This is a genomic window from Bacillus sp. Marseille-P3661, from assembly GCF_900240995.1.
Classification (GTDB): domain Bacteria; phylum Bacillota; class Bacilli; order Bacillales; family Bacillaceae_J; genus OESV01.
Genome location: NZ_LT965953.1, coordinates 2,314,564 through 2,338,070, shown reverse-complemented (window position 1 = coordinate 2,338,070; position 23,507 = coordinate 2,314,564). Strand labels below are relative to the sequence as shown.

Sequence of the window (23,507 nt, the reverse complement as noted above, 5' to 3'; positions counted from 1 at the left end):
CAGAGGTGTAGGGTATGGAAGTTCTCGTTGCTGGTGGATATGGTTTTATCGGGTCATATGTTGTGGAAAAGTTTTATCGTGAAGGGCACAATGTCTACATTATTGATAACTTGTCAACAGGAAAGAAAGAAAATGTAAAGGTAAAGCATAAGTGCTTTATTGAAAATATTGACAGTCCACGTTGTGAAGAAATATTTCGTTCCAATCATTTTGATGTTGTTATTGATTTATGTGGTGGAATAGATGGTGAATTAGATAAAGAGTATAATGCACAATCAACCAAAGCTGGTTTATCTGGTCTTGTACAATTACTTTACCTATCACAAAAATATGGAGTAAAAAAGTTCCTATATGCATCCTCAGTTGAAGTGTATGGTGATAATTTGGCCCCAACTCTAAACGAACAAAGCACCTGTAAACCTAATACAACAAGAGGCATTGACCATTTAGTAAGTGAGTACTATTGCCAAAAAAATATAACAAATGAGCTGAGCATTATTATCCTAAGATTGTCAGAAGTGTATGGTCCAAGGCAATCGTTAAATAATTATGACTTTATTCCAGCACTTTTAAGTCAAAATAGATATGAAACTAGGATGACATACTTCGATGGACAAGATTACTTTATTGATCTTATTTATGTTACAGATGTTAGTGAAGCTATATACCGTGCGATTTTAAGCGATGTTAAGGGGATTTATAATCTCACTGCCAATCCGGAACAAAATTTTTATGAACAATTTTCAGTGCTGCAAAAGTATATGAATCTACCGCATGTTAATAACCAAAACATAAGTGTTAAAAGAGTTAACTATGATAACCGCAAAATAATAAAGGATTTAGATTGGGTCCCCTTTTATACACTTGAGGAAGGACTTACAAAAACGGTAGCTTGGAAAACAAACGAGGAGAACTTACTAAATAAGAATCAAGAAAAGAGCGAGCGTGCAAAACAACGATTATTACTTAAAAGGCTGCAATATTTCATTCCATTTTTTGAGAATATTTTGTTGTTTTTATTTTTGGTGCTTATTGATACTAGTTTAAGCTACCAATTTTATTTTATTGATTTAAAGCTTTTATATATTTTAATAGTGGGGTTAATTTTTGGTAAGAATCAAGCTTTTATTTCTTGTTCTCTTACGATTGGCTATTATTTATATGTGCAATCAGTCAATGGGAGAGATGTAGTATCCATTTTGTTGGACTATACGGTTTTGTCTCAATTTGCACTTTACCTTACACTAGGTTTGATTGTTGGTTACAGAATTGATAAGCAGAATATTAAAGTAATGAAGGTAGAAGCTGAGCAACATTCATTAAAGGCTAAGTATGATTTCTTAACCGAAATCTATCATGATACAAGAAAAGTTAAGGAAGATTTAAGAAAACAAATTATTCATTCTGAGGATGGAGTCGGAAAAATTTATAATATCGTAAAACGTTTGGATAGCTTAGAACCGGAAGATGTATTTATCAGCGCCATTTCTGTTCTACAGCAAACGATGAAAATTGACCAGGTTGCCATTTATATCGCAAGCCATTCCAAGTTTTTAAGATTAATATCCAAATCTAATTCAGATGATTTTCATCTGCCTGCTTCGTTAAAGGTTGAGGACAGTGAACTTCTAAAGAAGGCTCTTAACGAACAAATTTCTGCTGTTAATAAAGATTTTATCGCAGGTGAACCAATGATTGCCGCCCCGATTGTAAAAGACGACCAAACCATTGCAATCGTATGTCTTTATAATGTCAAGTTCGAAAATTTGACTTTATATTACCAAAATCTATTACAGGTTGTGATCAATTTGATAACGGCATCGTTAGGTAGAGCGGCAGAACATGTCCATGCTATTCATGATCAACGATATGTGGACAATTCTAGTCTGCTTAAACCAAAGTATTTGCAAAAAATGATCATTAGCAAAAAGAATGCAAAGTTACAGTTTGATATTCCGTTTACATTGTTAGAAGTAATTGTACCGCTAGCCGATGTTGAGAAATTAAATCAAATTGGGTCAATATTACGGAATACTGATCATTTTGGAAAAAGTGATGATGGGCGGGTTTGGGTGTTACTTTCGAATACGTCTATAGAGGATGCAAAAATTGTAGTCGATCGGATTCGGACGATAGTGGTGGATGTACGCATAGTTGAAGAGGCGGAAGTGTATGTTTAAGCTGGTGCTAATTTATTATTGCATGGTCTTTACCTATATTTTCTACAGAGTTCGAAAAGAGAAAAAAATTAGCTTCGCACATGTCTTTTATCTTCTCTTTTTACCATTTGTAGGGGTACTGATAATCTATTTTATGGATAAAGATACAAAAAAACATGAACATGTAAAGCCTGATTGGCTGTTGAAAAAACAAAGAGATGAAAATGCTGTTACCTTAATTAAGATCGATGAAGAAAAAGAGCGTAATGCTGTGTCTTTTGAAGATGCTCTTCTTTTTAACAGCAACGATATTAAAAGGGGGATATTGCTAGAATATCTTAAAACAGATTCCATCGAAAATATCGAGTTTCTCGAAAAAGCATTAAATGATGAGGATACTGAAACAGCACACTATGCAGCTACCGCATTACTGGGAATTAAGCAAAAGCTGTTTAATTCTGCACAATCACTTCAAGCTAGGCTTGACCAAAATCCAAATGATACTGAAACATTAATGGCCTATGCTAATGTAATCAAGAAATCAATAGAGCTTGAAAAGATTGATGACATGATCAAAAGGCGTTACAGCTATCAATATAGTTTATTACTTCAAAAATTAATTGAAATCGAGCCACAGCAGAAGTCGCACTATATAAAAAAAATCAACTGTGATCTTGAGTTAGGTGAGTATGATACGGCTTTTGCATATATCAAGCAGTTTATAAGTTTTTTTCCAAATGATGAAGCAGGATATTTTTTAAAGATGAAACTACATTTTCAGATGAAGAATAAAGAGCAATTTTATGAAACAATTTATCAATTACGGCGATCGAGCATTGTTCTTTCGCCCGAGGGCCTTAACAAACTTAGATTTTGGTTGCAAAGGTGATTATGTGGATGAATTATTTAAATTAGGAAAGAGCTTTTATATTATTATCGTTGTTATTCTAATTTTAGGCATTGCATTACAAGCGATTCGATCTGAATTTCTAATGCTATCTAGTGGTACTAAATCAGCAACTATAGATACTAAAGAAGTTGTAAATACAATGGCTGTTGACCAACAGGTCCACCTAGAAAAGGATAATTTTTTACTTATTATTGATCGAGATGATCCAAGTAGTCTCAAGTTAGCATCCAATATTGAAACAACGATTTCTTATATGAAAAAGTCGGCAGATAGCCACCCTGTTGAGTCTATCCCTGATTACCTTAATAACTATAATGCTATCATCATTACATTTGAAAAACTTGGGGAAATTACTGACTTTAAGAAACTTGAACAATATGTTGCGAAGGGTGGGAAAGTATTTTTTGCCGTTAGACCTGCGTTAGATGAAGGTTTAAATAAAATTTACAGAAAATTAGGTATATATGAAGCCGGCGTATTTACGATCACAAAAGGCATGGAGTTTACAACAACCATTCTAAGGAGCGAAGAAAAGTTAAATATAACGGACGATTCTATTACTAATTCATCCATATCAGTTGGATTAGAGAATAGTGTAGAAACGCTAGCTATATCTAATGAAGGAATTCCGTTACTTTGGAAAGCACCCTATCATGCTGGACATTTTATGATTTTTAATGGCACAACCCTTAGCTCCAAACTTAATCGTGGTGTGTTAGTAGGTGCAATTGCTGCCCTTCATGATGATTTTTTATATCCTATTTTAAATATGAAAATTTCTTTTATAGATGATTTTCCTAGCGTGATTCCTAAAGGCTATCATGACAAACTCACGTCTGAATATAATTTAGACCAATCCAGCTTTTTTGATAAAATTTGGTGGCCTTCGATTATAAATACTAGTCGAAAATATGATGTAAAGTATACAGGTGTGTTTATTCAAACCTTCGATGATACTGTCGAGGCACCATTTCTACAGTCGTCTTCTACAGATGTAGATATCTTTAGAAAATACGGCCGTGAATTACTCAAAATGGATGGCGAGATTAGTATAAAAGGCTATAATAACCAACCATATAGTGAAACAATAATTCCCTCAAGTTTACCGTGGAAAAATAGCTCTGATTTTATACAAAGTTTACAAATATCTGAGGCTTTATTGAAAGAAATGTTTCCATATCACACAGTTACAACCTATAACCCACCGAGCAATTCGATAAACAATGAAGGGCTTAAACTTGTAAAAGAGGCTATTCCTTCAATCGGGACAGTTTCATCTACGTATTTAGCTAATGAAAATGCCAATTTTGTTCAGGAATTTGAAGTAGATGACCATACAGTACATTTGCCCAAAATCTCTTCTGGGTATGGTATGAATGATGATACAAAATGGTTTATAGCTAATGGCGTTTCGTCAATTGGAGTGGTATCGCATACAATCTCCCCTTACGAAGTTTTGACAAGTACTAAAAGCTGGAATGAATTATTGACTAGTTATGAAAACCTTCACCATGAAATAGAAAGTAAATATCCTTGGCTTCGCAGCATGACAGCAAATGAGGCGTCACAAATATTAAAAGAATATGAGAACACCGACATATACACTTCAACGCATAGTTGGGGTATTGATGTCAAAATTAGTCGTATAAAAGGTCCAGTATATTTTATTTTAGTTACAAATAAAAAAATAGAGCACTCAACTGACTTTGAATTAATTCGAGTGGATCAAGAAAGTTATCTTGTTGTTGCAAAAAATAATCACTTTAAACTTAGGTGGGCTGATTAAAAGTGAGAATATGTATAATCGCGGAAGGGTCCTATCCTTATACACTCGGGGGTGTGGCAGGCTGGGTTCATAATTTAATCGCAAGTATGCCAGAACACGAATTTGTTATATATGCCATATGTGCGACCGAGAAAATGAAAAAAAACTATTACTATCAGTTGCCGGAAAATGTAGTAGGGATTGAGGAGGTTTCTTTAGATACCTTTATCTCCGAGAAAACTAAATGGGGAAAAAGATACAAACTGACACATGAAGAAAGTTTTTCTATACGGTCAATACTTGATAGTAAACTTGCAAATTGGGAAAAAGTTTTCTCATTGTTTACTAGTGGGAAAATTGACTCTGTTACTAACTTTTTAACAAGTAAAGACTTCTTTGATATTTTAAAACAAATATGTTTGGAGAATTATGTATATACACCGTTTACAACCATGTATTGGACATTGCGATCAATGGTTCTTTCTTTATTCATTTGCATTAACCATAAAGCACCAAAGGCAGACTTATATCATAGTGTATCAGCGGGTTACGCGGGAGTAGTTGGCAGTATAGCAACCTATCAATATAACAAACCATATATTTTAACTGAACATGGAATTTACTCGAGAGAAAGAGAAGAAGAAATCATTAAAGCGAATTGGGTAAAAGGACAATTTAAAGATATTTGGATTCAATACTTTTATAATATGTCCTCCTGTGCATATACATTTGCAAGTGAGATTGTAACTTTATACAAACGTAATCAGGAAGTTCAAAAAGAGCTAGGCTGTTCGCCTGATAAGATGTCGATTATCCCAAATGGCGTATCTCTCGAAGAATTTCAGGATCTTCCTCAAGCAATTGATAAAGGCAATGATGAGATTTTTATTGGTGCAATCGTTCGAGTGACACCGATTAAGGATATTAAAACTTTATTACAAAGCTTTTCAATTGTGAAACGAAAGCGTTCAAACACAAAATTCTTTATCATGGGTCCTGTTGATGAGGATAAGGATTATTATCAAGAATGCCTTAAATTAATGGAGACGTTAGCTCTTGAAGATGTAACATTTACTGGCCCAGTTAATATAAAAAAATATATTCAGAGCATGGATGTTTTGGTGCTCTCTAGCATAAGTGAAGCCCAACCGTTAGCAATATTAGAAGGCTTAGCTTGCCGTATTCCTTTTGTGGCAACTGATGTAGGGGCATGCAGAGAATTATTAACTAATGCTAATGACACATTTGGAATGGCGGGGATTATTGTACCGGTTATGCACTATTTACAAATGGCTGAAGGAATACTGTATCTTTGTGAGAATGAGGAGGTTCGACAACGTATGGGTGAAAATGGTTATCAACGGGTAAAAAAATACTATACTAAGGAAAAATGGATTGAAAATTATCGAGCGCTTTATCAGAAATATGGTGATTAACAAATGGCTGGTATTGGTTTTCAATTGAAAGAGCTATTTCAAAAATCTGGTATTATCAAAAATGTAAGAGCGTTTAGCTATTCTACGATCGTTACCGTAGGCCCAATGTTTTTTTGCGTAGTATTGATTACTCTAGCCAAGCATTTATTAGGGTTATTAAATACTGTAGAGTCTGAAATCGACCGTTTTATGGCTGGTATTGAATATGCCTTTATCTTTTCGCAAATTATTACTGGTGGCTTTAGTTTTACAATATCACGTTTTATTGCAGACCAATCATTTCTGGAGAAAGATGATTATATTTTATCGTCGATGATTGGACTAATAAGTATTTGTGTAAGCATAGGTGGAATCAGCACATTTATTTTTTACTATAACTCACCTTTGCCTTTAGCTTTTAAAATTTGTTCATATTTATTTTTTTCCGAGCTAATCATCATTTGGATTCAAGCTATGTATGTTTCAGCGATAAAGGATTATATCAGAATTGTGAAAAGTTTCATTGTTGGCTTTTTTATATCTGCGCTCCTATTTTGGATATGCATTATCATGCTTGAACTTAATAATGCAACTACAGTTTTTATTTGTTTAGATGTAGGCTTTTTCTTTATCATTATGAGACTAAACCAGTTTATCAGGTCCTATTTTACGAAAAACAATCAAGAATACTTCCGATTTTTAATTTATTTAGAAAAATATCCATTCCTATTTTTTACTGGTTTTTTCTATATAGGTGGATTGTATAGTCATAACTTGATAATTTGGCAAGGAAATTTAAATATTGTTGTGGATCAAACATTTAAAATATCACCCTACTATGATGTTCCTGTTTTTTTTTCTTATATAACGGTGCTGCCAGCGATGGTTTTATTTATGATTTACGTCGAAACAAGTTTTTATCAAGCACATAAAGAATATTATCATCGTATTCTACATTCATATCCTTTAAGAGAGATACTAGATGCAAAAAAAAATATGTTTAAGGTATTATCGACTGAGCTTACATTTTTAGCGGAAATACAGTTGATTGTTGTTTTATGCAGTATAACCATAGGAAGCCAACTATTACCGAGATTTGGAATGACGTCTGAGCAATTGCATTTATTTATGATACTTACACTTGGAAATTTATTTTTTAGTTTGTTATTCACTATGATCATCTTATTGCTTTATTATGATGATCAGTTCGGAGCCTTTTTAACAACTGCTATCTTCTTTTTAGTTAGTACATTGTTTACAGCTATCTTTATGTTAAAAGCTGTTTACGGATTTCCAATTTTTTTAGCATCATTTATTAGTTTATGTGTGGCTATCTACAAATTAATTAACTACGTTAACAACATAGATTACTATACTTTTTGTTCACAACCGGTTATTTTTGTTGATAAAAAAACCTGGATAGAAGGCTTTTTAATAAAATTTCGACATATAAAATAGACAGGAGGAAGCCTTATAAGAACCAGAATTTTCGTGTGGATATTGTTGTTATCAATTTTCATTTTTGGAGTAAGCTTGATGGGGGTAAGGCTTGATCAGACAGAAAAGAATAATGAGGTGGCAAACGTTGAGGAGAATTCTGAAATAGAGCGAAACCCAGAAAAGCTTGTAGAAGACAAGCGGATTTATAGATTTGGCGAAGAAGGCGAATTAACTCATTTTTACGTTACGATCCTAAGTAATGAAAGCACATCGGAAAATAACATAACCTTTTATGAAATGAATAAATGGTATCAGTTTAATAGTGTTGAAACAAGCAGTCCACAATTAGCTGTGATTTTAGAGGAAGGCGATGAAACTGGACCAAAAGCAGGGGCATTAGGTTATGGAAGTTCACAAGCAAATGCTACGATTAGCATTAGAGGAGCATCGAGTCGCATTGCAGCTCAAAAATCTTACAAAATTAAACTTCGTGACTCTGCGGGTCTTTGGAATGGTCAACAAGTGCTAAATTTAAATAAACATATTTCTGATCAAACAAGAGTAAAGAATAAACTATCTTTTGATTATTTTCGTTTATTTCCTGATTTACCAAGCCTGCGCACTAACTTTGTACATTTACATGTTAAAGATTTAACAAAAATGCCACCTGATAATTCGTTTAAGTCGATGGGGTTATTTACCCATATTGAACAAGTGAATAAACGCTATTTGGCTGCTCATGGATTAAATCCATACGGCAACTTATACAAAATTGAATCCTTTGAATTTTTTCGCTATCCCGAACAACTTAAGGTAGTTGATGATCCGGGATATGATGTTAGTCAATTTGAAAGGATAATGGAGATTAAAGGAGATAACGATCATACCGAACTTTTAAAGATGTTAGATGCGGTAAATGATTTGACAAAAAATATTAATGATGTTGTTAGTGAGTACTTCGAAAGGGACAATTATTTAACATGGTTGGCGGTAAATTTCATTTTTGGAAATGTAGATACACTTTCACAAAACTATTATTTGTATCGTCCGTTAAATTCAACAAAATGGTATTTCATTCCTTGGGATTATGATAAAGCATGGGATTGGCATGAATATAAATCTGTTCCACAATGGCAGATGGGACTTTCAAGGTATTGGGGAAATGTCCTGCATCGAAGGTTTTTAAGGGATCCTGCCAATATAGTTGCATTACAACAAAAAATTGAACAATTAAATCAAATCGTTACAGAAGAACAAACAAAAGAATATCTAGATTCCTATTATACTACGATAAAGCCGATAATTGAAATACAGCCTGATGTAACCTATTTACCAGTCGAAACAGCTGCTTTTGATGAACGATATTATCAATTAGTTAAACAGCCTGCTGAAAATATACAAACCTTTAACAAACTATTAGAATATCCCACACCTATTTTTTTGCAAGCTATAATTGAGGATGAAATAATTCGATTTAGCTGGGATTTATCCTTTGATTTTCAAGGGGATGATTTAGATTATAGTCTACAAATAAGCACTGATCCTGATTTTACCGAAATTATTTATGAAAAAAAGTCTCTCCAGCAAACAAACTTTGAAATGCAAAACCTTGAAGTAGGCCGTTATTTTTGGAGAGTACTTGTTAGTGATTCAAAGGGACATGTGCAAATCCCTTTTGAAATCTATATAGATCAGGACGAAAACTATTATTGGGGTTTAAAAGAGTTAGTAATAAAGTAGTTTAATGGATTTAAGGCGGTGATCATGGTGAGCGGGTTTACTAAGAAGCTGCGTCATGAATTAAAATATTATATTAATGAATTTGAATATAAGCTACTGCGGAGCAGGATCCAAATGGTGCTACAGCGAGATAAATATTCGATCGATGAGGAAGGCTATCATATCCGTAGTTTATATTTTGACAATGTGTATGACACGGATCTATTTACAAAGAATTATGGAGTGTTTAAACGGAAGAAGTACCGTATTCGAATCTACAATTTAAGCGACAGTGTAATTCGCTTGGAGAGAAAAAACCGTTTTGGTGAATATATCAGTAAAGAGTCTGTTCCATTGACAAGGGGTGAATATGAACAACTGTTACATTGGGACTACGAGTTTTTAAAAGAAAAGCAAGAGCATGTATGCCGTGATTTTTATTTGTTGTTGAGAAGTGAACAACTTGCACCGAGAGTAATAGTCGATTATGTTCGCGAAGCTTATGTGGGAGATATATCAGATGTACGAGTAACCTTTGATAAGCAATTAAGCTATAGTGTTAATTCAACTGATATTTTTAATAAAGATACTGTGACGGTTGAAGCAATTAAATACCCATTACTTGTAATGGAAGTGAAATTTAACGAATTTATACCTTCACATATCCAAACCATACTTCAACTAGATAGTCACAATCGGTCTGCTATCTCTAAATATGTAATTTGTAGAGAGAGGAGTATAAATAATTTTAATCCTTAGGGGGGTGTGATGGTGGAGCAATATAATTTTAACGACATTATTAAAAATAGCTTTTTAAATTTAGATTCGTTTATCGAATTGTCGATTGTTCAGATAATTGTCGCACTGCTTTTTTCACTTCTTTTAGGGGTGTTTATTTATGTAGTATACAAAAAGACTTATAAAGGTGTTGTTTATAGTCATAATTTCAATATTACTTTAGTGCTAATGACAATGATTACGTCACTAATAATAATGACAATTAGCACAAACATTGTATTGTCATTAGGCATGGTTGGTGCACTTAGCATTGTGCGTTTTAGAACGGCTATTAAAGATCCACTTGATATAGTCTTTATGTTTTGGGCAATTGCTATTGGAATCGCTTGTGGAGCTGGCCTTTTTCTACTGTCTTTAATTAGCTCAGTGCTTATAGCTGGTGTTATTTATTTCCTATCAAGAAAAAAATTTAAGGAAACTGTATTTCTATTAGTTATTCATTATGAAGAACATGCTGATAGCAATGTAAAAATGAGCATGAAAAATCTAAGTTATGTATTAAAATCTAAAATTATTCGAAATAAAATGATTGAGTTAACTGTTGAAGTAAAGCTAAAGATAGATAACACAGCTTTTGTAAATCATATATCAGAAGTAAAAGGTGTCAAGGATGTATCATTAGTTCACTACAATGGTGACTATGCTACTTAAAAGGTTTATATTTTACTGATTATTATCATAATAAGGTGAACTATTTTTGAAAATTTCAATTTTTTAAACTATAATAAATATAAATCACGTTCAACCAATAGTAGTTCACTTCGTTGGATCAGGGGGCGATTATCAATTAAATAACACAGTATATAAGAATAATAGAAGAAACACATCAAACGGGGAAGTATAGTACACTCAAAACGTATCTATGAAAGAAGGGAAATAAATGAACGTACATAAATATCATTTTAGGGTTGAGTGGGGAGACACTGATGCAGCAGGTATTGTGTTCTCACCAAATTTTTATAAATTTATGGACCAAGCAGCACATAATTTCTTTGAAACAATAGGATTTCCACTATCAAAGTTAGTAAGAGTTGATAAAATTGGAATCCCCTCTGTCGAATCGAAATGTACATTTAAAAAACCTTTATACCATGAAGACGATGTAATCATTCAAACATCAATTTCTGAGCTGCGTGATAAAGTGATAAAGTTTAGTCATGAGTTTGTTAAAGATGGTGAAGTAGTTGCCTACGGTTATCAAGTTCGAGCATTAGCAAGTATTGGTGGAGAGAGGGTAAAAGCTATTTCAATACCACCTGATATGCGAGCTGCAATTATCGAAACTGGTATCATTCAGCAATATTCTAATCAACAACAATAGATTGTTTCTTGTAATAAAGCCACCTAATCAAGTGTTAGGTGGCTTTATTGGTTTGAAGTTACAATTAATAATTATTGTTTATTCTTTACTCTTATGCATAAATAAACACATTTTTGAAGATAAATTGAATAGGTAGGCATAAGTGCTTATCTTAAAATGCAGCGTATACTTAGAATTGATAAGGGGAGATTACAATTGATTATTGATATAGATCATATTATTTTAGCCATCAAGAATAAGAAGTATTGGTACTTTGGCAATCATAGTAAAAATTTTGTAAAGATGTGTTATTTAGTTGATCTTATCAGTAATGCTGGACCCAATGCGACTCAAAAAGATTTAGATTTATTAAGAGAACGATTTAATCTCCGTTCAAACATAAAATTAGAGGCATCGATGTTTAAAAGTATGATTTCATCGAAAGTATTTGGATTATTGGATCCAACTAATAGGGATTATGTAAAATGTGAACCAACAGCAGCTTTTTATGCGATTAAGGAAAGAGTTAATGGGAACTATGAAAAGGTAAACGATTATCTCGATCTTATTGAACAGCAAATTGAGAAGGTATATTGTATTACACCGCTATTCGAAACCAAATCTAAAGAGGAGTTTCAACTGTATCCATTATTTTTATTATATAAAGTGTTAATTGAGATAGGCGAATTAACAGGTAAATATGAAATATCAGATTTAGAATTCAACTATTTCGTATCAACTTCTTATAAGTATGAACAATGGAGAGATGTTGTTGAAACGATTCTTTATTATCGCACAATGGATAATATGCAGTCATTTGTCGAAGAAAAATTAAAAACGCATCAAACTACTCCACCTGATCAACGTTATTATCAATTGATTTCACACATTCGTTTACTCAAGTTAGTACCGGCATCAGGAAAGCCGCAAGTATATAAGATTCCAACCAACAGTGTTGATGAAGTAATAAAGAAAGTTCATGCTTTTGAAAATGCCTTGGCTACCAACGCTGAGGCTGTGCCAAATGGACTTACTAATTTCTCTACCTACATAAAGCTGCTTGGCTCAAATCGATCCATTCTTCAAACCACAATAACGGAGGTGGACTTGCTAATATCAAAGGGTTTAATGACGAAAGCAAATAAATACACAACAGAGGGTAAAGAAGTCTATAAGCTGCATAAAAAACGTGAAAGAGACCCTAGAATCATTAAAGCTGCAAAGGAAAAGCAAAAGCGCCAATATGGTAAATTATTTTGTGAAATATGTAAATTTAGCTTTGAAGAGAGTTATGGAACGATCGGTGAAAATTTCATAGAAGGCCATCATAAAAAACCGTTATCAGCTTATAGTGAATATGGGGATCAAACTGAAGTAGAAGATATTTGTTTAGTTTGTTCAAATTGTCACAGTATGATCCACTCCCAAAAACCAATGCTTACGATTGAAGAGTTAAGAAAAGTAATAAAAAAATAGAAATGCTGATAGCCTGTTCGATGCATATTTCAAAAATATGACTGAGAGCAGGCTTTGTTTTTTAAAAGAAAAGGAAGCCTTGTTTGTCGGCTGATCAAGGCGCTTTCGCATTTCTTATATAGATCATTAACAGCTTTCTTATAAATGATAAATTTAATACTAATATTGTAAAAATAATTGGATATAGAGATGCGGAGTACGATAATTTCCATCCGTTATAGTAAAAAAGGTTCGTTCTTACAATAATTGATTCATATACAATTGAAAAGACTGACCACGCCATTATATATATACCTTTAGTTAGCAATATTCCTTTATATGGGAAATGGTTTAAAAATAAGGTACTGACTGAAAAGTATATGGAAATTAGATATATTATACTAGTAATTTGAACTCCATCTTTATAATAACCATATAAATTATACTTTAAATCGAGAATTAGATCTGTTGTAATACCCAAAAAATAAGCAAAAAAGAATGTGGCGTAAATTTCAATTCCGGAAATGCGTTTTGGAACTGCAATTGCAAGCAAGAGCAAAAAAGAAACCGATATAAAACCAAATATCATATTATATACTCCTGAAAAAATAATTATAAGGAAAAAAATTAAACATAATTTATTCCATCAATCTTAGCACTAAATAACTTTTTACATAGTGCCTTCCCTTTATTTTCATTTAATATCTTTTGACCATAGTGTAAAAATTCATCTAATTCTTCGTCAGTTAAATGCCCCATCATAAAAGGGAAAGAATCATCTTCAGCTATAGTCTCAATAATTTTATGAAATAAATTTTCGCCAGTTGGAGTTAGCGTAACATTCTTGAATTTGGAGCGATTAGGATCTTTTTCAATGGTAACAAACCCTCTTTCTTTTAGTGGTTTTAAAAGTCTTGTAATAGTAGATATGTGCCAACACCCTAGTTCACTTATCTCAGAGGGAGTGAGTGTTTTACCATTTGTAATTAATATAAATAATATATGTTGTTGAGCGGGTGAGATATCATATTGTTTTCCTAATTCTGCCCAGTGTGCTTCCATACAGAAATATAACGTTCTAACCATTTGGACAATTTGTTGTTTATAGCAAAATTTCATATTTATCTCCTTATTTGTATATACAATTGTATTTGCAACTACTGCACCATTATTAGCCTTTAAAAAATGATTTAAACGTGATAGAAGGAGAAATTTGGAATTCAACTATAGAAAGTTTCAAATAGTGAAATTCACTTAATATTTGTCGGTGTAAATTGTGATTTTTGATGAGTAAATTGCAAAAAGGTGTCATGCGGGTAGAACGAGTCAGAAATTAATGTAATGGATTAAGAGGAAGCTGTTAGATATTATTCGAACATCATAGGCTTGGAGGAAACAGAAGTGGTTAGTTGCAACGAGGTGAAGAATGCAGTTTTGATAATTTAGAAAATTTCAAATAGTGAAATTTAGTAATTGTGCCGTGTTAGAAGTGCAGTTACTATTAAGATAACAAAAATAAGGAGGAGGACAGCAGATTAGGTAAACTTATAAGTCAATCTGATCCTAGTACATCAATGTGGGAAATGTTTAGAAAAGACTGATTTCCGGCGAAGTAGAAACTGATGGGAAACCATCACAAATATAAGTATTAGGAGAAGGTTTAGTGGCAATATGTAGCAGCACTGCATGCTTGTTGCTGCATAGAACTTGATGAAAACTTAAGAAAAAGAAAAATAGAACAAGTGATTACTCTCAAGACCGTGAATGAATGAGAAGCGGCAATTTTACAGAAATACGCGGCATTGCATACAAAAGATCATGCAGCTACAGAAACAAAGGGGATTAATCGTAAATCGCTCAAAAGATCACCTTTGCAATAGTGAACTACCAGTGATTCAAATGCGTCTGATTCTTTTTCAAAATGTCTTGAAATTTCAAGAGGAAAAAGAACCTTTTGGGCTTTATACAGTACTTGCAAAATTCAAAAGGGAGAAAGCATTGGCAGGATGATTTCTCCTAGATGGAAAATATGCGAAAAAAAGAAAGCAATCAATTAAAAACAAGCTTTATAAACTATATGCAAGGCACACGAAGTTATAACAGTTATAGAAAATTAGAGCATGAGAATGGCTTATAATCCTTGCTCAAACTGAAATCATAACATTTCATGAAAAGATAGCATGAGTTTCTTTCCTTTTTAGTTTTTGTTAACTATTATAATAAACTTCCGGATTGTTTTGAAAATTACAGGGGCTATAACTTTATATCTTTTGCCAAACTTTTTTATTGAATACTAATAAATCATTATTTGAAAATATGTAAGAAATAGGGAGGAAAAATCATGAGTATTGAAATGAAGGATCAGAATCTACTCAACAGTGTGTTGACCGAAATACGCTCCCGACGGGACGAATTTGATGAAAAGCGGCACGTACCAAGGGATATGATAGCGCAACTAAAGCAATTGGGCATTTATCGTGCTGCTACACCGCGTTGCTTTGGCGGTGATCCCCTCTCGCCCTCGGAGTTCCTTAAGTTGATTGAAACCATTTCCGAGGCTGATGGATCCACTGGATGGGTGGCGAGCTTTGGCTCGGCTTCGGTCTATCTAGCAGCCCTGCCGCGTGACACGCTTGCCCAGCTCTATGCAAATGGGCCGGATGTAGCCTTTGCGGGCGGTCTGTTTCCAGTTCAGCCTGCAGAAAAGGTCAAGGGTGGATGGCGCGTGAACGGTCTTTGGAAATTTGTGAGCGGCTGCATGGGAGCTGACATTCTCGGTGTCGGTATTGGCACAGGAGAAGGAGGCAAGCCGCTCACTGCTGTCCTCAATCCTGAGGACACGGAAATCGTCGAGAACTGGGAAGTTCTTGGGATGCGCGGAACAGGCAGCCACGATTTGCGGGTGAAAGATGCCTTCGTTTCTGATGAATGGACCTTTATCCGTGGTGGCGTGCCTACTATTGATGAACCGATCTATCAGTATCCATCTATCGCTTATGCAGCACAGGTACTAGCGGTAGTCAATCTTGGAGTCGCTCGCGCTGCGCTTGATGAAATTACTAAAATGGCCGGTCGTACTGGAATCACCGGTGCACCGAAGTTGGCAGATCGCGCTTATTTGCGAATCACACTGGCAAAAGCAGAGGCCTCCCTGAGATCGGCGCGAGCGTTCTTCTACGAGACTACAGATGCCGCTTGGGAATCGATCCAAAAAGGTGATGGTGTTTCTGCTGACCAAACAAGTATGCTGCGTCTGGCAGCAGCACAAGCTACCCGCGTTGGAGCTAGTGCAGTGCAGACAGCCTATATGCTTGCTGGCACAGCTGCAATCTACGATGGACACCCGTTGCAGCGCTGTCTGCGGGACGCGATGGTTGTAACCCAGCACGCGTTCTTAAACGAGGGCATATATGACAATGCAGGGTCAGTATTACTAGGCAGGCCACCGATGCCCGGCTATATTTAATCCTGTTAAGCAATACCAGAGCCCAAGTTGTCACTAATCATGGGATTTTATGAGTTATAAGTTTTCCGGTATAGGGAAGAGCGGAAAGCCCGTCAAGATCCTCTTGATGGGGCTTTGATAAATAACGGGCCGATTGCCAACCAATTTTAATGAAAGCTACCTAAACAGGAATGCGTTTAACTATTTAACAAGTTTCAAATAGTGAAATTACCTAGTTGTTGCTCAATAAATCGACCGTTTATAATGATTAAAGATTAGGAATATTCAAAAAAGTAGTAGATGGAATATGGATGAATCTAGGTTTCATACTGTGTTAAGTCACTTCGTTTCATGTATAAAGGCAGTTACAACTGTTGACATGAGTATAATTATTAGATTTAACACCTACTTCATTCTCATCACTATCATCAGCTTCACATATATGAGACTGCAACAGGTTATTGATAAAATAGTTTGCTAGTTTGAAAATGATTGTGTAATTGATCCTACGGCCTAAAAACAAAGGAGGAATGTTGGGTGCAAAAAGGTGTTATGCGTTTAGGCAGAGCAGAGCTTAAGGTAATGGATTTAGAGGCGGCGGTAAAATATTATACGAACATCATTGGGTTAGAAGAAACAGGCAGAGATCGTGACCGTGTTTATTTAAAGGCATGGGATGAGTTTGATCATCACAGCATTGTATTACGGAAGGCAGATTCTCCTGGGCTAGACCATATGGGATTTAAGGTTCGTTCAATTGAAGATTTACGAATTCTTGAGAAAAAAGTGGAGCAATTCGGATTAACAACCAAACGTGTTTCTGATGGTACTAGATTAGGCGAAGGTCAAGGAATTCGTTTTGAACTCCCAACAGGCCATCAAATGGAGCTTTATCATGATATAAAAAAGATTGGTACCGCTGTGGGGACCTTGAATCCTCATCCATGGCCTGATAATCTACGCGGTATTGCTCCACATCGATTAGACCATGTTTTATTAACGGGTGATGATGTTGAAAATGCTACAAGATTTTTTATGGAGGTTCTTGATTTTGGACAGAGTGAACGAATTATGACAGTCGATCAAGAGCAAATGATAGGTAGTTTCTTATTTACAACAAATACCGCTCATGATATTGCGTTTATTAAAGGACCGGATGCGAAGCTGCACCACGCTGCTTTCCATGTTGATAACTGGTATGACGTAATGAAGGCTGCTGATATCCTAACGAGAAATGAAGTGAATATTGAGGTAACACCGACTCGTCATGGGATTACAAGGGGGCAAACGGTTTACTTTTTTGACCCATCGGGAAATCGTAATGAAGCCTTTGCAAGCGGTTACATGACCTATCCGGATTTTGAGACGATAACGTGGACAGAAGATAAGATTGGTCAAGGGATTTTCTATCATCGCCGTGAATTAATGGAATCCTTCTCCAATGCTTTAACGTAAAGGAGCTACTCATGTATAAAATCTTTGTTGATGAAAATGAATTTATCTGTGGTTCAAATGAGGATTTAATTACAGCACATAGGAAAGTGATGGGAAGTGCCATTCCATTTGGATGCAGAGGGGGCGGTTGCGGAATGTGCAAAATCGAAGTGATTGAGGGTGACTATACACTTGGCACAAGCTCCATGGCTGTTCTCCCCCAAGAAGAAAGAGAGTTAAAGTACGCTTTAGCATGTAAAACGTATCCAAAAGGTGAACTGAAAATCAGAGTGGTAGGCAAGTAAGAGATTAGTAATGTGTACTCGTAGCGAGAGATAGGAGCTCACTTTTTTAAATAAATGATAGAATTCAGGTTTTACAGTTTCGATTGTTCATCGGAACTGTTCGACTTGGATATCTACATGAGACCACGCTAACCTTATTCTTGAAATAGTAGTTTCTAATACGAAAGTAAATAGCTTTAAAAGATCACCCTACATTTTTAGTGATAGAAAAAATTTACTACAGTTTTGGTAAGTGAATACGATACGAAAGACAGTGGCAATAGGCTATTTGTATAATCTTAGTTTTAAGATTTTGAAAATTTCAAATAGTGAAACTTGTCAATTGTACCCTATTTAAATAACCGTTAAGATTAATTTAACAAATTAAGCGAGGAGGAGGAAGCATGTTAAAGGAGCAAGATAATAAACTTTTAACTCAAACGGATCCGGGAACACCAATGGGAGAAATGTTTAGGAGATATTGGATTCCGGCTTTTAAGTCTGATGAAGTAGAAACTGATGGCAAACCATTACAAATAAAGTTATTAGGAGAAGATTTAGTGGCGTTCAGAGATTCAGATGGAAGAGTTGGTCTCATTGATGAAGCATGTCCACACAGGGGAACATCACTTTATTACGGAATAAACGCTGGATGTGGTATACGCTGTATGTACCATGGATGGAAGTTTGACACGGAAGGAACTTGTACGGATCTACCATCCGAACCTAGTGGCAGTAATCTTCATAAAGCCATTAAATTAAAGTCATATCCTGTTGAGGAAAGAAATGGAATGGTTTGGACTTATATGGGACCTGCAGATAAAAAACCACCTTTCCCAGAATTTTTCTGGATGGGCTTACCTGAAAAAAGCATATTAGCTGAACGGGTTTGGCAAGAATGTAATTACTTGCAAGTTATGGAAAATGATCTAGATTTTGTACATGCGGCCTTTCTTCACAAAGCACATGCCACTCAGACTGTTAATGAAGGCGTCCTTAGCACAGACCTTGGAATTGATCCTTCACATCCATTGGTCAAAAATCCACCTGTAAGGCAAGCGGTTGAGAACACAAACTATGGAAAGCGATGTCTTGCGATTGGAGAAGGAACAGATAAGGAAGATGCATTTATGGAGATACATTATATCTTTCCGTTCTATACGTTCCCGCCACGATTTGAAGGTGAAGATGGTATGTGGCATGCGTTTATCCCTAGAGATGATCAAAGTACTTGGAGCTGGGATGTTCAGTTTTCAAAGACTAAAGAAATTGACGCAGAAGCACAGCATGCTCGCCGCGGCTTAGAACTTGATGAATACTTTAGAAAAAAGAAGAATAGAACGAATGATTACTTGCAAGACCGTGAATTAATGAAAAGCGGCAACTTTACAGGAATACGCGGCATTGCAAACCAGGATCATGCAGCTACAGAAACAATGGGACCAATCGTAAATCGCTCAAAAGAACACCTGGGTACCAGTGATCTACCAGTGATTCAAATGCGCCGGATTCTTCTTCAAAATGTCTTGAAATTTCAAGATGGTGAAGAACCTTTTGCATTAGATGTAGATTCACTTAAACATTTATATAGTGCAGGAACATACGCTGAACGTGGAAAGCATTGGCAGGATGCTCTCCCACTTGATGAAAAATTTGCTTTAAAAAAGAAAGCACCTAATTAGAAACAAGCTCTATTCAATACTATATGCACATCATTAGAAGTTATAACGATTACTAAATTAATGGCCTCGAATATCTAGAGAGGTGAAAGCATTGAAACTTAAACTATACGACGGCTATAAATCTTTTGAATACTTAGAATCTACTAAGGATTATAAATCCTATACCGTTTCAAAGTCAATTAATAGAGTTCCAGGGTATTCATTATTAACCTCTTGGGATGAAAAAAGAAGAGTAGAGGCACTCTTTGAAAATAATATCATTATTTCTTTACGGGATCATGGCTTTATTGTACCTGAAAAAAAAGAGGACATAATCCCTTATTGCAGGCAGCCCTATACGCACTTTGATTACGAAGGTCTTTCAAATTCAGGCTTGGATGTCATTTTTGAAAACTTTATGGATGGAATTTCGATTATTACGTCCACTTCAGGGCTTAAATGGGATGATGTCATTTGGACACTTGGCATAAGGTATTGTGATATCGCCCAACAGAAGATGGTGTTTATTGCTAGTGATAAATACGATTTTTATAGGGCCAAGGAAGAAAATAAGATCGCGCTGTTGCCATCATTAGAGGCGGCAAGTGCTATAGAGAATGAACTAGGCCGAGTCGACATTCTTTATGGTTTTGGAGTTCGGTGTATGGGGATCACCTACAATGATACAAATACACTTGGGTCTGGCTTAGCTGAACAACGTGACGGAGGCTTAACAAACTTTGGCCGAAAAGTCGTCCAAAGAATGAATAAATTAGGCATGATTATCGATATCTCTCATTGCGGTGACATAACCAGCATGGACGTGATTGAAAAAAGTGAAAAGCCGGTGTTTATTACCCATGCCGGTGCAAGAGAGTTGTGGAACACGCCAAGGATGAAACCCGATCATATTTTAAAAGCATGTGCAGAAAGCGGGGGTGTAATTGGAATTTGTGCAGCACCCAATACCACTTTAACTAAAAATAGACCGGATCACACGATTGATTCCGTTATGGAGCATTTTGAATATGTCGCAAATTTAGTAGGAATTGACCATGTTGGGTTTGGTCCAGATACATTCTACGGTGACCATGTTGCTTTACAACATGCTTTCGATGGTATGCTGTCTATTTCTGATTCACATGGGGGCGAAGAGTTTGAAGAATCTGATTATGTAAAAGGACTTGAGAATCCCACTGAATCAATGGTTAATATCGTCAATTGGCTTGTGTCACATGGCTATAGTGACGAGGACATAATAAAAGTAGCAGGATTAAATGCCTTGCGTGCAATTGAACAAGTATTTAATAAATAATTTCATAGTTAACTAGAGTAGGAGGTGATGCTATTGTTACTAGATGGTTATGGTAGAGTAGCAATTGTCACAGGAGCAGCCCAAGGCTTAGGCTTAGCGGTTGCAGATGAGCTTTTACATGAAGGGAAAAAAGTGGTGTTCGTTGATATAAATGAACAGGAGCTTGAAAAAGTGAAAGTAACAATACGTGAAAATGAACGAAACCAAGCGATGTTCATTGCAACCGACGTATCTAAAGTAGAATCTATCCACGAATGTGTGAACCAAGTGCTAGAGCGTTGGGGGCGAATTGATATTCTCGTTAATAATGCTGGCGTTCGTACAGAAACAACGATTGAAGACATGACAGAGGATGAATGGAATACCATTATCTCAATTAATCTAGGTGGAACATTCTTTTTCTCACAAGCTGTTATCAAGATCATGAAAGAACAACAGTGGGGTCGAATTATTAATATGTCGTCTTTTGCTGGCCAAGCAGGTCCATTAACGTCTGGTGCCCATTATTCCGCATCGAAAGCAGGCCAACTGGCATTAACAAAGGTATTTGCTAGATCACTTGCAAAAGAGGGGATCACAGTTAATGCCGTTACACCTGCAGCCATTCGCGGGCCAGAAATGGATAAAATACCGCATGATAAATTAGAAACAATGGTGAAAGGAATTCCTGTAGGGCGACCTGGTGAACCAGAGGAAGTCGCTAAAATTGTTAATTATCTATGCGCCGAATCAAGCGGATATATAACTGGATCTACGATTGATATTAATGGCGGTCTATTAATGCGCTAGCTAATGAAGAATGGCTGATCAAAATTAAAGATGAGGAGTGAAGGGAATTGGGTATTAAACATGATGTGCCACAAATACCATCACCATTGCGTGTGATGATTAAATTTGAGTCAACAGGCTGGTTCAATACGACTTCAGAGGAAAAAACAAATGATATTCTTCCTAAATTAAATGAAGCATTAGAAAGCTGGAATGAATATGGTGTTCAATTAATTGGGACGTTAGATCGTGATATTTTTACGGCGGGACATGCGGGGGATGAAGGCTGGCATGCTATCTTCTTATATGATGTCCCTGATTTACAAGCTGTAACAGGGATGACCCATTCATTTCGTGCATCAGGTTTAGATCGATATTTTCGTCTTGAAGCGATAATCGGCAGACCATTCTTTTTATTAGAAAAGTAATTGTTAGTTTAAATGAGGAAACGAATTAGGTGGAGGATACTCCGCCTGATTTGAATCAATTAGTTGAACGACAGGCGTAGACAAAACAGGATAACAGATTAAGGAAATCAAAGGAGGCCCTATGAAAAAATATTTAACTCTATTAATAATGGTCGTTTTAGTTCTCGGTTTAGCAGCTTGTGGAAGTTCAGCATCAAATTCAAATAATGCAACTCCAGATAGTTCATCTTCAAATAATGAACCAGCTACTAGTGAGGATCCTATTAAATTAACGTATGCATTTTTTGCTCCAGCTAATACATTCCCTGCCGTTCAAATGGAAAAATGGAAGGAAGAGCTTGAAAAGCGCACGAATGGAAAAGTTCAAGTTGATTTATTTCATGGCGGTACCTTATTAGATGCAGCGAATATGTATGACGGTGTTAAAAATAAAGTGGCAGATATTGGTTTATCTTCTACATCTTATGAACCAGGTCGCTTTCCATTGTTAGGCATATCTGATATGCCATCTAACTATCCAAATGCTAAAGTGGCTAGTTTAGTCGTTCATGATCTTATTGAAAAGTATCCACCTGAAGCTTTTAATGATTTTAAAATTATCACATCCTTTGCGACAGAACCTGCTTTTGTTCAAAGTCAGGTACCTGTTACAACCATTGATGAATTAAAAGGAAAGCAGTTTAGAATTTCCGGGGCACTTACGCCAATCATGGAGGAAATGGGTGCAGCTCCTGTTGGAATTTCTCAAGCTGAAACGGCTGAAGCATTACAAACAGGGATTATTGAAGGTTATGTGTCTTCCCGCGAAATCTTAAAAGATTTAAAGCTTGCTGAAAATATTAAGTATGTGACCGATTACACGTTAACCATTAATACGTTTGTCGCTGTAATGAATAAAGATACATGGAACTCTCTTCCTGAAGATGTTCAACAAGTGATTGATGAATTAAATCTCGAAATGACCCAATTTACTGGTGAGTATTTAGATAATCACGTTCAAGACGCGGTGAAGTGGAGCGAAGACGAACACGGCTTACAAACGGTACAGCTAACAGATGCACCTGTCTGGGATGAAAAGCTCGCAAAAATTAAGGCCGATTATGTGAAACAGCTGGTAGAACAAGGTCTTCCTGCTGAGGAGTATAAGAAAACTTTAGATGAATTAGTGGAGAAATATTCTAATCAGTAGAGAAATGTAATTTAATAGGCTG

General features: G+C 35.5%; 20 protein-coding genes. 18 read left to right on the top strand and 2 right to left on the bottom strand.

All coding sequences use genetic code 11. The annotated features are described in order from the left end of the window. Positions 1 to 14: 14 nt before the first annotated feature. The 10 genes from C1724_RS10845 to C1724_RS10800 all read left to right on the top strand — a co-directional run bounded on the left by C1724_RS10845 (position 15) and on the right by C1724_RS10800 (position 12,982). Positions 15 to 2,180, top strand: a complete 2,166-nt coding sequence (locus tag C1724_RS10845; protein WP_102346670.1) for an NAD-dependent epimerase/dehydratase family protein — start codon at positions 15 to 17, stop codon at positions 2,178 to 2,180. Positions 2,181 to 2,313: 133 nt separating this feature from the next. Then, positions 2,314 to 3,048 (top strand): hypothetical protein, encoded by a 735-nt coding sequence (locus C1724_RS10840; RefSeq protein ID WP_180994227.1) that lies wholly within the window; start codon positions 2,314 to 2,316, stop codon positions 3,046 to 3,048. Then, entirely contained in the window at positions 2,963 to 4,855 is a 1,893-nt protein-coding gene (locus C1724_RS10835) for a DUF2194 domain-containing protein (RefSeq protein WP_102346668.1), read from the top strand. The genes C1724_RS10840 and C1724_RS10835 overlap by 86 nt, the downstream gene beginning before the upstream one ends. Before the next feature lie 2 nt (positions 4,856 to 4,857). Continuing rightward, on the top strand, positions 4,858 to 6,270 hold the full coding sequence (pelF, locus tag C1724_RS10830; RefSeq protein ID WP_102346667.1) for a GT4 family glycosyltransferase PelF: 1,413 nt from the start codon (positions 4,858 to 4,860) through the stop codon (positions 6,268 to 6,270). A gap of 3 nt (positions 6,271 to 6,273) precedes the next feature. Continuing rightward, positions 6,274 to 7,707 carry an exopolysaccharide Pel transporter PelG gene (gene pelG, locus C1724_RS10825; protein WP_102346666.1) on the top strand — a complete coding sequence of 478 codons (1,434 nt, stop codon included), beginning with the start codon at positions 6,274 to 6,276 and terminating at the stop codon, positions 7,705 to 7,707. Between the two features lie 78 nt (positions 7,708 to 7,785). Next, positions 7,786 to 9,429 carry a CotH kinase family protein gene (locus tag C1724_RS10820; RefSeq protein WP_102346665.1) on the top strand — a complete coding sequence of 548 codons (1,644 nt, stop codon included), beginning with the start codon at positions 7,786 to 7,788 and terminating at the stop codon, positions 9,427 to 9,429. Between the two features lie 24 nt (positions 9,430 to 9,453). Next, complete coding sequence (locus C1724_RS10815) at positions 9,454 to 10,167, top strand: polyphosphate polymerase domain-containing protein (RefSeq protein ID WP_102346664.1); 714 nt, start codon at positions 9,454 to 9,456, stop codon at positions 10,165 to 10,167. A gap of 9 nt (positions 10,168 to 10,176) precedes the next feature. Next, positions 10,177 to 10,857, top strand: a complete 681-nt coding sequence (locus C1724_RS10810; RefSeq protein ID WP_102346663.1) for a DUF4956 domain-containing protein — start codon at positions 10,177 to 10,179, stop codon at positions 10,855 to 10,857. A 229-nt stretch (positions 10,858 to 11,086) separates the two neighbouring features. Continuing rightward, positions 11,087 to 11,527, top strand: coding sequence for an acyl-CoA thioesterase (locus tag C1724_RS10805; RefSeq protein ID WP_102346662.1), 441 nt, complete (start codon positions 11,087 to 11,089; stop codon positions 11,525 to 11,527). A 195-nt stretch (positions 11,528 to 11,722) separates the two neighbouring features. Beyond that, on the top strand, positions 11,723 to 12,982 hold the full coding sequence (locus C1724_RS10800; RefSeq protein ID WP_180994226.1) for an HNH endonuclease: 1,260 nt from the start codon (positions 11,723 to 11,725) through the stop codon (positions 12,980 to 12,982). A gap of 94 nt (positions 12,983 to 13,076) precedes the next feature. Here the strand turns inward: C1724_RS10800 and C1724_RS10795 are convergent, their stop codons facing one another. After that, on the bottom strand, positions 13,077 to 13,550 hold the full coding sequence (locus tag C1724_RS10795; protein WP_102346660.1) for a CBO0543 family protein: 474 nt from the start codon (positions 13,548 to 13,550) through the stop codon (positions 13,077 to 13,079). A gap of 38 nt (positions 13,551 to 13,588) precedes the next feature. Beyond that, the gene (locus tag C1724_RS10790) at positions 13,589 to 14,080 is read right to left on the bottom strand and encodes a MarR family winged helix-turn-helix transcriptional regulator (protein ID WP_102346659.1); all 492 of its coding nucleotides are present in this window, start codon (positions 14,078 to 14,080) and stop codon (positions 13,589 to 13,591) included. A gap of 1,222 nt (positions 14,081 to 15,302) precedes the next feature. Here C1724_RS10790 and C1724_RS10780 point away from each other — a divergent pair. From C1724_RS10780 to dctP, 8 genes are all read left to right on the top strand, one after another. Next, the gene (locus C1724_RS10780; RefSeq protein WP_102346657.1) at positions 15,303 to 16,427 is read left to right on the top strand and encodes an acyl-CoA dehydrogenase family protein; all 1,125 of its coding nucleotides are present in this window, start codon (positions 15,303 to 15,305) and stop codon (positions 16,425 to 16,427) included. A 531-nt stretch (positions 16,428 to 16,958) separates the two neighbouring features. Further along, a complete protein-coding gene (locus C1724_RS10775; protein WP_102346805.1) occupies positions 16,959 to 17,861 on the top strand; it encodes a catechol 2,3-dioxygenase in 903 nt (300 codons plus the stop codon). Between the two features lie 11 nt (positions 17,862 to 17,872). Further along, a complete protein-coding gene (locus C1724_RS10770; RefSeq protein WP_102346656.1) occupies positions 17,873 to 18,145 on the top strand; it encodes a 2Fe-2S iron-sulfur cluster-binding protein in 273 nt (90 codons plus the stop codon). Between the two features lie 383 nt (positions 18,146 to 18,528). Continuing rightward, the gene (locus tag C1724_RS10765) at positions 18,529 to 19,806 is read left to right on the top strand and encodes a Rieske 2Fe-2S domain-containing protein (RefSeq protein ID WP_102346655.1); all 1,278 of its coding nucleotides are present in this window, start codon (positions 18,529 to 18,531) and stop codon (positions 19,804 to 19,806) included. Positions 19,807 to 19,888: 82 nt separating this feature from the next. Then, positions 19,889 to 21,100, top strand: a complete 1,212-nt coding sequence (locus tag C1724_RS10760) for a dipeptidase (RefSeq protein WP_258000346.1) — start codon at positions 19,889 to 19,891, stop codon at positions 21,098 to 21,100. A 33-nt stretch (positions 21,101 to 21,133) separates the two neighbouring features. After that, positions 21,134 to 21,889 carry an SDR family NAD(P)-dependent oxidoreductase gene (locus C1724_RS10755; RefSeq protein WP_374703434.1) on the top strand — a complete coding sequence of 252 codons (756 nt, stop codon included), beginning with the start codon at positions 21,134 to 21,136 and terminating at the stop codon, positions 21,887 to 21,889. A 47-nt stretch (positions 21,890 to 21,936) separates the two neighbouring features. After that, positions 21,937 to 22,296 carry a hypothetical protein gene (locus C1724_RS10750; protein WP_258000345.1) on the top strand — a complete coding sequence of 120 codons (360 nt, stop codon included), beginning with the start codon at positions 21,937 to 21,939 and terminating at the stop codon, positions 22,294 to 22,296. A gap of 121 nt (positions 22,297 to 22,417) precedes the next feature. Continuing rightward, positions 22,418 to 23,485: a TRAP transporter substrate-binding protein gene (dctP, locus tag C1724_RS10745; protein WP_102346652.1), complete on the top strand. Its 1,068-nt coding sequence runs from the start codon at positions 22,418 to 22,420 to the stop codon at positions 23,483 to 23,485. Positions 23,486 to 23,507 lie beyond the last annotated feature (22 nt).

Coding starts and splice junctions, on each gene's coding strand:
- C1724_RS10775 (WP_102346805.1), top strand. CDS start 16,959: ATGCGTTTAGGCAGAGCAGAGCTTAAGGTAATGGATTTAGAGGCGGCG.
- C1724_RS10780 (WP_102346657.1), top strand. CDS start 15,303: ATGAGTATTGAAATGAAGGATCAGAATCTACTCAACAGTGTGTTGACC.
- C1724_RS10845 (WP_102346670.1), top strand. CDS start 15: ATGGAAGTTCTCGTTGCTGGTGGATATGGTTTTATCGGGTCATATGTT.
- C1724_RS10765 (WP_102346655.1), top strand. CDS start 18,529: ATGTTAAAGGAGCAAGATAATAAACTTTTAACTCAAACGGATCCGGGA.
- C1724_RS10840 (WP_180994227.1), top strand. CDS start 2,314: ATGGATAAAGATACAAAAAAACATGAACATGTAAAGCCTGATTGGCTG.
- C1724_RS10770 (WP_102346656.1), top strand. CDS start 17,873: ATGTATAAAATCTTTGTTGATGAAAATGAATTTATCTGTGGTTCAAAT.
- C1724_RS10810 (WP_102346663.1), top strand. CDS start 10,177: ATGGTGGAGCAATATAATTTTAACGACATTATTAAAAATAGCTTTTTA.
- C1724_RS10835 (WP_102346668.1), top strand. CDS start 2,963: ATGAAACAATTTATCAATTACGGCGATCGAGCATTGTTCTTTCGCCCG.
- C1724_RS10790 (WP_102346659.1), bottom strand. CDS start 14,080: ATGAAATTTTGCTATAAACAACAAATTGTCCAAATGGTTAGAACGTTA.
- C1724_RS10795 (WP_102346660.1), bottom strand. CDS start 13,550: ATGATATTTGGTTTTATATCGGTTTCTTTTTTGCTCTTGCTTGCAATT.
- pelG (WP_102346666.1), top strand. CDS start 6,274: ATGGCTGGTATTGGTTTTCAATTGAAAGAGCTATTTCAAAAATCTGGT.
- C1724_RS10815 (WP_102346664.1), top strand. CDS start 9,454: ATGGTGAGCGGGTTTACTAAGAAGCTGCGTCATGAATTAAAATATTAT.
- C1724_RS10805 (WP_102346662.1), top strand. CDS start 11,087: ATGAACGTACATAAATATCATTTTAGGGTTGAGTGGGGAGACACTGAT.
- dctP (WP_102346652.1), top strand. CDS start 22,418: ATGAAAAAATATTTAACTCTATTAATAATGGTCGTTTTAGTTCTCGGT.
- C1724_RS10820 (WP_102346665.1), top strand. CDS start 7,786: ATGGGGGTAAGGCTTGATCAGACAGAAAAGAATAATGAGGTGGCAAAC.